The sequence below is a fragment of the Flavobacterium aurantiibacter genome (genome assembly GCF_002251775.1).
Classification (GTDB): domain Bacteria; phylum Bacteroidota; class Bacteroidia; order Flavobacteriales; family Flavobacteriaceae; genus Flavobacterium; species Flavobacterium aurantiibacter.
In genome coordinates, this window is sequence record NZ_NOXX01000201.1 from 20,636 (window position 1) to 34,497 (window position 13,862).

The 13,862-nt window shown below is 40.3% G+C and carries 10 protein-coding genes; 4 read left to right on the forward strand and 6 right to left on the reverse strand.

What is annotated here, in order from left to right; all coding sequences use genetic code 11:
* Positions 1 to 79: 79 nt before the first annotated feature.
* Positions 80 to 1,309, reverse strand: coding sequence for an imidazolonepropionase (gene hutI / locus CHX27_RS09555; RefSeq protein WP_094486580.1), 1,230 nt, complete (start codon positions 1,307 to 1,309; stop codon positions 80 to 82).
* Positions 1,310 to 1,461: 152 nt separating this feature from the next.
* Here hutI and corA point away from each other — a divergent pair, with 152 nt between their 5' ends.
* Positions 1,462 to 2,541, forward strand: coding sequence for a magnesium/cobalt transporter CorA (gene corA / locus CHX27_RS09560; protein WP_094486581.1), 1,080 nt, complete (start codon positions 1,462 to 1,464; stop codon positions 2,539 to 2,541).
* 58 nt (positions 2,542 to 2,599) lie between these two features.
* Here the strand turns inward: corA and fumC are convergent, their stop codons facing one another.
* The 5 genes from fumC to nhaA form a co-directional block, all read right to left on the reverse strand.
* Positions 2,600 to 3,997: a class II fumarate hydratase gene (fumC, locus tag CHX27_RS09565; RefSeq protein ID WP_094486551.1), complete on the reverse strand. Its 1,398-nt coding sequence runs from the start codon at positions 3,995 to 3,997 to the stop codon at positions 2,600 to 2,602.
* 395 nt (positions 3,998 to 4,392) lie between these two features.
* Positions 4,393 to 6,561: a M12 family metallo-peptidase gene (locus CHX27_RS09575; protein ID WP_094486553.1), complete on the reverse strand. Its 2,169-nt coding sequence runs from the start codon at positions 6,559 to 6,561 to the stop codon at positions 4,393 to 4,395.
* A 40-nt stretch (positions 6,562 to 6,601) separates the two neighbouring features.
* Entirely contained in the window at positions 6,602 to 7,816 is a 1,215-nt protein-coding gene (locus CHX27_RS09580) for a mechanosensitive ion channel family protein (protein WP_394335693.1), read from the reverse strand.
* A 44-nt stretch (positions 7,817 to 7,860) separates the two neighbouring features.
* On the reverse strand, positions 7,861 to 8,130 hold the full coding sequence (locus tag CHX27_RS09585; RefSeq protein WP_094486554.1) for a DUF3817 domain-containing protein: 270 nt from the start codon (positions 8,128 to 8,130) through the stop codon (positions 7,861 to 7,863).
* A 3-nt stretch (positions 8,131 to 8,133) separates the two neighbouring features.
* Positions 8,134 to 9,471: a Na+/H+ antiporter NhaA gene (gene nhaA, locus CHX27_RS09590; protein WP_394335694.1), complete on the reverse strand. Its 1,338-nt coding sequence runs from the start codon at positions 9,469 to 9,471 to the stop codon at positions 8,134 to 8,136.
* Between the two features lie 84 nt (positions 9,472 to 9,555).
* On the opposite strand from nhaA, the gene CHX27_RS09595 reads away from it, so the two are divergent.
* The 3 genes from CHX27_RS09595 (at position 9,556) to CHX27_RS09605 (ending at position 13,862) form a co-directional block, all read left to right on the forward strand.
* Positions 9,556 to 10,101: a DUF6155 family protein gene (locus tag CHX27_RS09595; RefSeq protein WP_094486556.1), complete on the forward strand. Its 546-nt coding sequence runs from the start codon at positions 9,556 to 9,558 to the stop codon at positions 10,099 to 10,101.
* A 186-nt stretch (positions 10,102 to 10,287) separates the two neighbouring features.
* The gene (locus CHX27_RS09600) at positions 10,288 to 11,829 is read left to right on the forward strand and encodes a DEAD/DEAH box helicase (RefSeq protein WP_094486583.1); all 1,542 of its coding nucleotides are present in this window, start codon (positions 10,288 to 10,290) and stop codon (positions 11,827 to 11,829) included.
* A 113-nt stretch (positions 11,830 to 11,942) separates the two neighbouring features.
* Positions 11,943 to 13,862: a DUF294 nucleotidyltransferase-like domain-containing protein gene (locus tag CHX27_RS09605; RefSeq protein WP_094486557.1), complete on the forward strand. Its 1,920-nt coding sequence runs from the start codon at positions 11,943 to 11,945 to the stop codon at positions 13,860 to 13,862.

A 13,862-nucleotide genomic window follows, 5' to 3' on the forward strand; every position in this document is an offset into this window, starting at 1 on the left:
AGTGGAAATCCTGTAGTGGCGTAGTTTACGGAGCGGCTACAGATTGGAACGGAAAGCCCGCTCGGCCGCCCAAAAAAAACTAGTAAATTGCGCGCTCAATAGGGTTGTTGCCGAAATAATACGGGATTTCCCAATACGAACGCATTGGTTTGGTGACAATTAGCTGCGCGCGTTTTCCTACGGCTATGCTGCCTAATTCGTGCTGTAATTCGAGTGCAAATGCCGCGTTTAGTGTTGCTGCGTTCAGGGCTTGCTCGGCTGTTAACTTCATTTGAATGCAGGCTAATGCTACCACAAAATTCATGTTTAAACTCGGACTCGTGCCCGGGTTAAAATCGGTTGCCAAAACCAACGGAATGTTTCGCTGCATCAATTCTTTTACTGGCGTGTACGGAATTTGAATGAAGAACGAGCAGGAGGGAAGCGCCACCGCTACCGTTTTACTGTTGGCAAGCGCGTCGTAATCCTCGGGTGCCATAACTTCGAGATGGTCGACACTCAAAGCGCCGTGCTTTACTGCCGTTGTAATGCCTCCGATGGTCGTAAACTGGTTAACGTGAATCTTTGGCTTTAGCTGGTATTGTGCCGCAGCGGCCAAAATACGTTCGGTTTGCGCACTGTTGAAATAATTGGTTTCCAAGAAAACATCGATATACTCCGCAATTTCCAAGGCAGCAACTTGCGGCAGCGTTTCGTTGATGATTAAATCGACATACGCATCCGGATTGCTTTTAAACGCTGTGGGAACCGCGTGCGCCGCCAAATATGTAGCTTTAATCGGAATCGGACTCGCCGCACGCAAACGCTCGATAACGCGCAGCATTTTCAACTCGGCTTCGGTCGATAAACCGTAACCCGTTTTTATTTCAATAGCGCCGGTTCCCAATTGTATGGCCTGTTGCAAACGATCGTAAGCTGCTTGAAATAAAGTTTCTTCATCTGTTTTTGCCAATAAAGCAGCCGAATTCAAAATACCGCCGCCTTTTTCGGCAATTTCGGCATAGGTCAGACCTTGAATTCGATTGGCAAATTCCGGTGTCCGATCGCCGGCATACACCAAATGCGTATGCGAATCGATGTACGCCGGCAAAACCAAACGATGGCTGCAATCAATTTCCGTGTAACCTTCGATTGAACCTAGGTTTTCCATGTGTCCGAAGGCTTCGATGCGTCCGTCGGAGATTTTCAAATAAGCATTTTCCAACAATGGAAGTTCGTTAAAATCGGTTCCTACTAAGGGTTTTTCCGGAGTTTCGCGTACTTGAAGCAGTTGTGCGATGTGCGTTAAAACGGTTTTCGTTGCTGTCATAATGAGTAGAAAATGCGTCGGTTTATTTGTTTGCAGTTCTTGCGAAAGTACCAAAGAAATAGAAAAGCAACCGCATAGAAAAACGCTAGAGCGGATTTTTGCCGTATTGTTTTGAAATCGGTTACAGCTCACTATCTTTATTCAAAAAAGTTTTGCAGCGCATCAAATACAATCGAGTACGCAAAGTTCAGCCGAATTTCGCGGAATATACCGGAACGCATACGAGCGAACCTATTGAAGTTCAGTTGTTTGTTTACGATTCGGAAGGTTACGAAGAGTATTTAAATCCGAGTTTGGAAAAGATAAAATTCGAGCTGACCGATCCGGAAGAAAAGCACGACATTAAGTGGTTGAATATCCACGGATTACATGATGTTAAACTCATACAATCGATTGGCGACATCCTCGAACTGAATCCGTATGTAGTGGGCGATGTGCTTAATGTGAACCGTCGCGCTCGTTTAGATGAATTCGACGACGTGCTGTTTTTTAGTATTAAGTCGGTTCTTCTTGGAGACGACAACAAATTGTATGTCGACCAAATTAGTTTTCTATTAAAAGACAATACATTGGTTTCGTTTCAAGAGAAGCGAAGTGCATTTTTTTCGCATTTGCGTGAGCGAATCCGCAGTGGAGCAGGAATTATTCGCAAAAAGAAGAACGATTATTTGCTGTATGTGATGCTTGATGCCGTTATTGAGAATTTCTTTATTACGATTGAGCATTACGAAGATCGTATTGAATTGTTAATGGTAGAAGCCAAGAACAATCACAAAGCCGAATTTTTAGAACAAATTGAGCGTTTACGAGAAGAAACCAGCTTTTTAAAACGCAACATTATTCCGTTGCGCGATGCGTTATATACCTTGAAAGAAATTCGCGAAGACGATGATTTTGAGCGTATTTCGAAGTCGAATTACGTCTTTTTTGCGCGTTTATATCAGAAATGTTTGGAGATCATCGAACAATTGGAATACGATAATAAGACTTTGGAAAGTGCGGCAAATGTTTTCTTTTCATCGCAATCGCAAAAGATGAATCAGATTATGAAAACGCTCACTATTTTTTCGGTGATATTCATGCCTTTAACCTTTATCGTTGGCGTTTATGGAATGAATTTCGAGCACATGCCCGAGTTGAAATCGGTTTACGGCTATCCGGGCGTTTGGTTGGTTATGTTATTTTCGGTTGTTGCAATGGTAATTTATTTTAAGAAGAAAAAGTGGTTTTAAAAATTTCACGTTGAACTCGTGTATAACAAAAAACGGCTCCGAAGAGCCGCTTTCAAGTTTAGTTGATTTTTCCAACCATATCTTCTGGTTTTACCCAAGCATCGAAATCAGCTTCGGAAACATAACCTAAACGAACGGCTTCTTCTTTGAGTGTTGTTCCGTTTTTGTGTGCAGTTTGCGCAATTTCAGCTGCTTTATAATAACCAATTTTCGTGTTTAACGCTGTAACAAGCATTAACGAATTGTCTACCAATTCTTTGATTCGCTTGTAATTAGGCTCGATTCCTTGGGCGCAATGTTCGTCGAAAGACAGACAGGCATCGGCAATTAATCTCGCAGATTGTAAGAAGTTTGCTGCCATTACTGGTTTAAAAACGTTAAGCTCGTAATGACCTTGCATACCTCCAACGCTAATAGCTACGTCGTTGCCCATCACTTGCGCACAAACCATTGTCATAGCTTCGCATTGTGTAGGGTTTACTTTTCCTGGCATAATTGAAGATCCGGGTTCGTTTTCGGGAATGAAAATCTCACCAATTCCTGAACGTGGGCCCGAAGCAAGCATACGAATATCGTTCGCTATTTTATTAAGTGAAACGGCCAATTGCTTGAGCGCACCGTGCGATTCAACAATGGCGTCGTGCGAGGCTAAAGCTTCAAATTTATTAGGTGCAGTCACGAACGGAAGTCCGGTGAATTTTGCAATGTATTCGGCAACTAAAACGTCGTAGCCCTCTGGCGTATTGAGTCCGGTTCCTACGGCAGTTCCGCCGAGCGCCAATTCACGTAAGTGAGCTAAAGTGTTTTCTAGCGCTTTCATTCCGTAGTCGAGCTGCGCTACGTAACCGCTCAGTTCTTGTCCGAGTGTAAGTGGAGTAGCATCCATCAAGTGCGTACGACCAATTTTTACCACGTTTTTGTAAGCAACAGCTTTTTCGTGTAAGGTATCGCGGAGCTTTTTCACGGCAGGAAGCGTCCGACTTACAACAGATTTATATGCAGCAATGTGCATGCCGGTTGGGAAGGTATCGTTACTGGACTGCGATTTATTCACATCGTCGTTTGCTTTCACGAAAGCTTCGCCTTCACCAATTTTTCCACCCATAAGCACTTGAGCACGGTTTGCAATAACTTCGTTTACGTTCATGTTGCTTTGGGTTCCAGAGCCGGTTTGCCAAATTACAAGTGGAAATTCGGCATCGAGTTTTCCGGCAAGAATCTCGTCGCAAACTTGTGCAATGGCATCTCTTTTTTCTGTTGAAAGTACACCTAATTCGCAATTTGCATAGGCTGCGGCTTTTTTCAAATAGGCAAAACCTTCGATGATTTCTTTTGGCATAGAGCCAGGTTCACCAATTTTGAAATTATTGCGAGAGCGTTCGGTTTGTGCGCCCCAGTATTGGTTTGCAGGAACTTTCACTTCGCCCATGGTGTCTTTTTCAATACGATATTCCATCTTTTCTAGGATTTTTTTCAATTATTAGGTTATTCTCGTGCTGATTGTTTTGGCTTTTAAAAAGCTGTTCAAAAGTAATTATTAGAAGTCTTTAAAAAAAGTGATATTTTATCTGATTACAGTCTAAAATAAATTACTTTTGTAAAGAATTCACTTAATACCGGTACTATGTTTGAATTTCAGCAGTATCTCGGGTTCTTAGTATTCTTGACGATCTTGACTATTGGATTCTGGCTTATGTTTTTTCTCGTAAGTTTTGTATTCTATTGGGTTGGAGGTGCGAGCATGAATATGATTAAGGAACGCCGCGAACAAAAAAAGCAGGCTCAGTTAGAGTCGTAAAAAAAGAGGTGATTTAGGTCACCTCTTTTTGTTTTTATCGAATCAATCTATCCTTAGCGTTTCACAAACTTAAAATTCGTTTGAACATCGGTTCCGATAATCTTTGCGATGTAGGAACCTTGAGCTAAAGCTGCGGTGTTCACTTGAAGCATGCTGCCACTATTTTGTTGGTCAATTACTTTTCTACCATCCATACTGTAGATTTCAATTTTTTGGATGTCGATTGAAGCGCGCACCGTTAAAACATCTGTTGTTGGGTTTGGATAATACTGTAAATCAATATATTGGTTTTCAGAAACTCCAAGTGTTAGGCAAGAAACTTCTGCGGTAAAGCCTAAATCGGAGATAAAACCGTCTGAGAAGAATTCTAAAGTTAAAGCACCATTCGCTGCAGTACTGGTTACCATTTCGGGAACGTCGAAACCAGTGAATTGGCCTATAAGAGTTGCGTCTGGACCTGGATATATACCGTTATATATGGTTAGAAAATCATAGTTTTCCTCTAGGTAAAAGTCTGTAAAATTGATTTTAATTGCCGAATCAAATGTGGTTGGGATGATTTGACGCACCCAACGCTCGTTATCTTGATATTCGCCGATAGATCCACCTGTGTCGGTGATAACAATGGGAGATTCGCACCAGTTTGCAGCTGTAGCAAAAAGTACCGAAGCTGCTGAACCCGTTACATTCTCTGGACAATCGGGACGCACAAAAAAGCGGTAAAAGGTATTTGGGATTAAAGATCCGATTGCTGCTTGCTGACCCGTAAGTGGTATGAAATTCATCTGATCTTCTGGGAAAGGAAAAATTCCGGCAGAGATTTCATAATTCGTTTCTGGAATTTCGTCGTTCCATGTAAAACTGGCTGTGGTATCTGTAACGTTATTTGCTACTAAATTAGATACTAATGTGATACACGTATTGATACAATCGGTACTTAAACAAGCCGAATTATTTATAGCCGTTTGCATACGTGCAGCTGGTTGTGGCCCGAAACCATTAATCAAATTCACTCCGATTTCTGGTAAAATATGGCAGTAACTCATGATGGTTCCGCCAACGCCAGGCTCAGGAAGCGCACCAAATTCGCAGTCGCCTTCTGCAAAAAATTCACTAAAAGTTGTCCCACAACCGTCGATAGGTGTGTCGTTTCCGTTCCAGTAGCAACCGTGTGTATGTTGAGAACCAAACAAATGACCTAATTCATGCGTAACTACGTTTACAGGCCACGAATACAAGGGAAGGTCTTCAAAAAACAAATCAACGTCGCTGTATGAAAAATTCTGTTCGTTACACAAACCATTGATAGTTGCTGCAACACCTCCAAGCGCACCTTCATCGATTCCTAAGAGCATCCCCACATCTCCATTAAAAGTTGGCCGAAAAGTATTAAAAGCATATAAATATTCAGCCGATGATTCACCACTATACACATCGGGAGTGGTCCAAATAAAAATACTTTTCAAAGCAGTATTTACTTCATCGTTATCAAAGATGGTTTGCACATTATTAAAAAGTGATTCCATCCATGCGGTGGTTTCTGCTTCGCTACTGTTGTTTTCGAGATATATTGCATGGTCTATTTCGTAATAGTTCGTTACACAACGGCTGGTAGTGGCAACTGCATTCGTTTCAGCCGCTAATTCTGTTGGTTTTTCTAATACAGCGCAATTAAACGTGTTCGACTTTTTTAAATTAAAATCTGAATATAGAATATGCGAAAACGCAGAAATATTATTCTTTAATTTCCCAAGATTTAAATTACCTAAACTTTCAGTAGCTACGACTCCGTTTATTTGGTTAGGGTAAATATTCAAAGAAACTAATGATCGGTTTAATCCGGATACAGTTCCTCGATAATGTGCCGACTGAAGAAGGTTTTCGAAGGATCCCTGAGGCGTGAGCACCTCGCAATCAGCAGATTTAATTTCTACTTTATAAAGGTTTAGTTCCAAAATCTGATTTTGATACGGCAGCGATATTCGTATAAACTCGGGCTGAGAAGTTAGCAAACTTTGTACCGCTTCGAAATTTATAGATAGTACCGTTGCTCCTGAAACTTGCGCAGTATTTCGTGTATCGTTATCGTGACTCGAAATAAGATTTTGTTGTTGGAAAACGGTTCCTGACGCAAGTAGCTGGTCGACATTCCTTTCGACTCGTCCTTTGTTCTGAGCAAGAACGGCCGCTGAGACCATTAAAAAAAGTAGAATTCGTTTCATATTTGTGTTTTAATCTCGATTCAAAGTGTAGATACGTAAATTAGGTATTGGTTGGTTCAACAGCTTGTTGAAATTCAAAAAGTTCCAAATCAAAGTAGGGAACTGCGGCAAAGATATGGTCGAAAATATCAGCCATAATGTATTCGTAATTTTCAAAACGCTTGTCGGCAGAAAAACAGTAAATCTCCAAAGGAATTCCGTTAGGAGTAGGTTGTAACTGTCGGCACAACAAAATCATATCTTTTTGAATCCCCGGATAATGGCTTAAATACTGTGTGATATATTTACGAAAAACACCAAAATTTGTCAGATTGCGTCCGTTGATCAAAACAGATTTATCGATATTTCGTTGTGCATTAAACTTATTAATATCTGCTGATCGCGTCTCTAAATATTCCTTAATCAATTGAATCGATTTCAAGCGTTCGATATCTAAATCTTCTAAAAATCGTATGCTGTGTGACTTTATCAGAATATGGCGCTTGATTCTGCGACCGGGCGAATCGAGCATGCCACGCCAGTTTTGAAAAGAATCTGAAATAAGCGAGTAGGTAGGGATTGTAGTTGTTGTATTGTCGAAGTTACGCACTTTAACCGTTGCGAGGTTAATCTCAATAACATCGCCATCGGCACCAAATTTGGTCATCGTTATCCAATCGCCGATACGAACCATGTCATTAACTGAAACTTGAATGCTGGCTACAAAACCTAAGATGGTGTCTTTGAAAATCAATAAAATAATCGCAGAAATAGCTCCGAAAGTTGTTAATAAAGTTGCTGGTTTTGTATTGAAAATGAGCATGATTATCATGATTACGCCGTACGTTGTTAGGGTAATCATGATAACTTGTAAGTAGCTGTCTATCGGTTTGTCGCTAAATCTGCGAAGCGACTTTAAATAATCGCGTAAAGCGCTTAGTATTGTTCGGATGATGTACAGCACCAAAATGATGATGTATACCCGGACAACGGTGGCAAAAATTCCTTCCCAGTAGTCGAAACGAACTAAAATAACAGGTACTGAATGCTTTATGAACCAGAGTGGAAGCAACTGTGCAGCATACTTTGCTGTTTTATTAGACACGAGTAAATCATCGAATTTTGTTTTCGTTTTACGTGCCGTTACGATCATCAAATAAACCAAACAATACTTGGCAACGCGATACAAAACAACAGCTAAAACAATCATGATAGCCGTGTTTATCAGCACCGAAGTATAGGCGTTTAGTGTGTACGAAAATTCTAATTCCTTCAAAAATTGAGGAACCAGCTTGTACAAGTATTTGAGATAATTTTGAATCAAAATAATTTCTTTTCAGCGTAAAAAGTTCCAAACGGAACCACAGATGCTAGCAATATTAACGCAGTTCGCTTCAAATCCCAATTTCGTTCGTCTTTAAGCATGATTGCGAAAATAACGTAAGCGATAAAAAGCAAGCCGTGAGCCATTCCCACGTATTTTACAGCCAGCGGATCACCCCAAATGTACTTTAATGGCATCGCAATAAAAAGCAAAATTAATAACGAAACTCCTTCCAGTAAAGCTGTGAATTTAAATAATTTAAACACGATTTATTCAACAATTAAATTAGACTTATTTTTAGAGAGAAGCAGGTAGCCTAAACTTCCACCAAGTAAAGAAGCTGCAAAGATGCCGACTTTAGCTTCTGTAATCAGTTGTGCATCTGTGAAGGCCAGTTCGGTCACGAAAAGCGACATAGTAAAACCAATGGCAGCTAAAAAAGAAACGCCAAAAAGCTGATATAACGAGACACCAACAGGCAGTTGAACCCATTTTAATCGGAGTAGGAGGTAAGAGGTTAAAAATACACCGATGACCTTTCCTAAAACCAAACCCAATGCCACGCCTAACGCCACGTTTGACAGTAATTGTTCAACTATATTTCCAGAAACAGTAACACCAGCATTTGCAAAAGCAAAGATGGGTAAAATTAGAAAGGCAACAATTGGGTGAAGTTTGTACTCTAATTTCTGCGAAGGCGTGAGCGCGGCATCGATGTTTCGATTCATGCGTTCCAATAAATGAAGTTGTTCCGAGGTAAGTGTCGGAAATTCATTGCCTTCGGCCGTTTCAAAATCACTTAAGTCCTCTTTCATTTTCACAGCAAACTCGGTTTCCTCGATTTTGGTTCGAGATGGAATTGTAAATGCGATTAAAACCGCGGCAATCGTCGCGTGAACTCCCGATAATAAAAAAGAGAGCCAAACTCCTGAAACTCCTATAATCCCGTAAAAAGCGGTATTTCGAACGCCTAAACGGTTCGCTAAAAGCAAGACTAACAGAAAAAGTGCACCCACGCCCAAATTAGTTAATTCAATTTCAGAAGTGTAGAAAAACGCAATTACGAGTACAGCTCCAAGATCGTCGGCAATAGCCAAAGCGGCCAAGAACACCTTCAGCGAATCGGGAATGCGATCGCCCAAGAAGTAAATAATTCCCAACGCAAAAGCAATATCGGTTGCCATAGGAATTCCCCAGCCCGAAACAGCTTGCGGATTATCGTGATTGAAAACCAAGAAAATAGCCGCTGGAACCAACATGCCGCCAAGAGCTGCAAAAATCGGGAGTGCCGCTTTTTTTACTTCGGATAGCTCGCCGGCAACGATTTCTCTCTTAAGTTCCAATCCAACGACAAAGAAAAAAATGGCCATCAAACCATCATTTATCCAATGATGTAAGTCTTTTTCCAAATACAACTGTCCGTCGAACGAAAAGCCAAATTTTTGCTTCCAGAAGTGATGGTACCAATCGGCATAACTGCTATTGGCTATAAAAACGGCGGCTAGCGTAGCTACAAGTAAAAACAAACTTCCCGCTGTCGATTTACTCACAAAATTAGCGACAGGTTTAAGGAATTTGCGTTGTACTTTTTGCTTTAATTTTTCCACTTGCGAAATTTTCATCAAAAATATAGAATAGGTATCAGCAATCCTTCAATTTTCACGATATATTTGGAATATAGAAACGTTGCTATGAGTAAAAGAGCTTTGAAAAAGTACATTTCCGAAATGCCAAGAGAACCGTTGGAGGACTTGGTAACTTTGTTGTACGACAAGTTCAAACCGGTAAAAGTGTATTTCGATTTTGTATTTGCTCCTCAAACACAAAAAATGATCGATGCCGCGAAAGTTAAGATCGAAGCCGAGTATTTTCCAAAGACTTTAAAGCGTGCGAAGCTCCGCCGAACGGTGGCTAACAACTTCATCAAACACTTTATTTCGCTGGAAATGGCGCCGGAAAAAATCATTGAATTGATGTTTTTCAATATTCAGCTACAGCTCAAATACAGCCGAAAACGCTACATCCGCCACGAAAACTTCTACAAAGGAACCTACACCAATTTTGTGCAATTGATTAAGTTCTCTATGCAACACGGATTTTATGCCGACAATCAGCGGGAAATTGCACAAATCATCCAAGATGTTGAAATACAAAATTGGCCGAATGCTACAAATTTCGCCGACATTCACGCAGAATTACTTTCCAAAAGCGAATTTCAAAAATTATTAGAAAAGTAACGACTTTAAGAGCTTTAGAACTAAAGTCGGCAATTCTTGATTAAGGTCAGTATTTACGTGAGCTAATCGGCTATTCCTCAAGGGCATTTTATAAATTGTTTAAGATGTTTTAGATTATTATCATAAAGTTAATCTACAGCCCAAAAAAAGGAAGTAAATTTGCAAAATTTCAATTTTCGTAGTTTGATAGAACAACCCATAATAGAAGTAGAGGCAGAGGAGCGGAGAACGTTGTACGGCTATCAGCGTGAGGATATTGATCGCATTTTTGAGCGGATGGAGCAAACAAAGCCCAACTATCATTTGCTGTATCAACTTCCTACAGGCGGTGGAAAAACTGTGATTTTTTCTGAAATCGTACGCAGGTATATCGAGAAAGTCGACAAAAAAGTTGTGGTCCTTACGCACCGAATTGAATTGTGTAAACAAACCTCAAAAATGTTGCGCGATTTTGGCGTAAGCAATAAGGTCATTAATAGTAAAATAAAGGAACTTCCAGATCAAAAAGACTACAAATGTTTTGTTGCGATGGTCGAAACCTTGAAAAATCGTATTAACGACGCTGTTCTTCAATTAGATAACATTGGTCTCGTTATTATCGATGAAGCGCATTACAACTCGTTTCGAAAATTGTTAAGTTCTTTTCCACAGTCGTTTATTCTCGGTGTTACGGCAACTCCTTTGAGTTCGAACATCAAGTTACCGATGAATCAGAACTACGACGAACTTATCGTAGGCGATACCATCGCAAATTTGATTGATAACGGCTATTTAGCCAAAGCAATAACGTACTCATACGATGTGGGTTTAACGAGCTTGAAAGTAGGAATTAATGGAGATTATACCGTAAAATCGAGCGATGATCTCTACACAAATCTAGCCATGCAAGAAAAGTTGTTGCATGCTTATATGGAGAAATCTCTAGGGAAGAAAACGCTCATTTTTAACAACGGTATTAGTACATCTTTATATGTTTTAGAGACGTTTAAAAATGCAAAATTGCCAATTAAACACCTTGATAATACGACCAATACAGCAGATCGTAAAGCAATTTTAAAATGGTTCAAGAATACACCGGACGCTATTTTAACTTCTGTTGGAATATTAACAACAGGTTTCGACGAGCCGACGGTTGAAACCGTAATTTTGAACCGAGCTACAAAATCGTTGACACTTTATTTTCAGATGATTGGGCGTGGATCACGACGTTTACCTGGAAAAGATTCGTTTACGGTTATCGATTTGGGAAATAATGCGGCACGATTCGGTCTCTGGAGCGCACCTGTAAACTGGCAACACATTTTTAAATCGCCCGAATACTACTTGGAAAATCTTCGCGAAGACGCTGAAATTGAGTCGAATTTTGTTTACGAAATGCCGCCAGAAGTCGCCAAGCATTTTTCAAATTCTAAAATTGAGCCTTTTGATGTGGAAAAAGAATTTGCCGAAACGGTTCGATTTAACCGGAAAGCAAAGACAGTTCTCGACTTGTCAATGGCGCAGCACGCTAAGATGTGCGTTGAAAATGCCGATACAGCTTACGAAGCCAAAAAGCTTTCCAAATTGTTGCACGAAGAAATCGGATATCGGGTTAAGAAATATACAATGTGCTTGAGCAATGTCAGTAAGAATTATCGTGAATGGCTTACCGAAAATTATAAAGAAAAGCTTGAGTTGGAAATAAGTAAATTATTTAGGTTGAAGATATTAGAATCTATTGACGATTGATTTTATTACATTTAAAATTGAACTATAATTTATATTATGTAAAATAGAAAATTTATAAAGAAAGCTTTCTATCACCAATATTCAGATCTTTTTCGCTTATATTTACGAGTGTTATGAAAAATACTTTAGCCGAAAGATTAGCCACGTTTCTTGCCGCCTATCAACCCTTCAGCGAAATTCCGTTCGAAGAATTGGTTTCCGTGGCCGCGACCTTGCAAATTCGTACACTAGAGAAAAATCAGATTTTATTTAAAGTCGACGATCCGCTGCATCCGTTCTTTTACATCGTTGCGAGCGGCGCCATAAATTTGTCTGTTGTTGCCGACGCTGAAGAAACGCTATTAAATCGCTGCGAAACCGGAGAAATTTTGGGATTACGACCGTTTTTTGCGAAGAATAACTATATGATGACGGCCAAAGCCCGTGAAGAAAGCATAGTTTACGGCATTCCGATCGACACCTTTCGTCCGCTGTTACTTACCAATAGCCAGGTATTAGATTTTCTTCTTCAGAGTTTTGCCTCTACCGCTCCGCGAAATTCGCTCAGCACTATGGGTAAAAGCGGACTCGTTAACGATACGGTTCGTGGTCCGGAAGGTTCTACAGAATTACAGTATTTCCAATCACTTTCCTACGACAAAAAACCGCTATTCGTTAAAGCTTCGGATACCGTACAAGTGGTTGCACAGCAAATGACTGACAATCTGAAACAAAGCGCAGTTATTTTACATAATAATATGCTTTTAGGTGTAGTTACTGAACACGATTTAAGTTCAAAAATTGCTACCGGACGCTTGCCGCTAACGGCTGCTTGTCAGTTAATTGCCTCAAAAAATTACGTTTTTGTCCCTGAAAATACGTCGCTAGCCGAAGCACAGTTGTCTATCATTCGCCATAATGCACCACTCCTATTAGTTTCTGCCGATGGTACGGAAACGACAGCAATTACAGGAGTTATTCATCTTTCGGATCTCATTTCCGCGCAAGCGAATAACCCGGGATTATTAATTAAAGAGATCAAAAAAGCACTGAGCGTTTCTGAATTGAAAGATTTACGTGAAAAAATGACCGATTTCATTCAATTAGCAATTGAGAAAAAGGTTCCGCTTTCTCACGTTTGTGCTATTACAGGCGAAGTAAATATGGCTTTAATTAAACGTTGTATCGATCTTGCTGTTTTAGATTACGGCTCCCCTCCTTGCCGCTTCGCGTTTTTATCCACGGGTAGTCAAGGACGTAAAGAACAGTTGTTGAAGACCGATCAAGATCATTTTTTGGTTTATGAAGATGTGGCAATAGATCGAGTTACTGCCGTGCGTGAGTACTTTTTACGTTTGTCAAAACGAACAACACAGTTTCTTTCAGATATCGGCTACAGCGAATGTCCGAATAAGCACATGGCCAACAATCTCAATTGGTGCAAATCGTTTTCCGATTGGATACAGCAATACAGCGACTGGACTTCGAAGCCTGGTTTGAAAAATCAGGAGAATCCAGGAATTTTCTTTGATTTTGAACTTGCGGCCGGCGAAGCAAAAATTGAAGAAAGCTTGTGGGAACATGTCATGTCGGTTGTTCCGAAAAACAAAAAATTCTTGGCTTATTTGGCTAACGAAGCGATCAAACGTCCGCCAGCACTTGGATTTTTCTCTAAATTTAATTTGGAAGAAGACGGCGAATACAAAGATTTGTTTGACATTAAAAACAGAGCGATTCTTACTTACGTGGAAATTGCACGAGTTATTGCTTTAAGTCGCGAAATCAAAGGAAGTACCAATACGTACAGTCGTTTTAAGCAATTGGCGATGCTTGAGCCGAAGCATGCCGACGTATATCAAGTGGCTTCGGAAGCATTTTTGATGTTGTTGAAAATTAGAACCAACGAAGGTTACAAATCGGGTTCCGACGCCGCGTACATTGCCACCGATGAGCTTTCTAAATCGGATCGCGAACGGCTGAAAAGTGCCATTCTTCCCTTAAAAGAACTAGAAGAAATCGTAAAAAGTAAGTTTCAACTGACCTTTTTCTCGTAA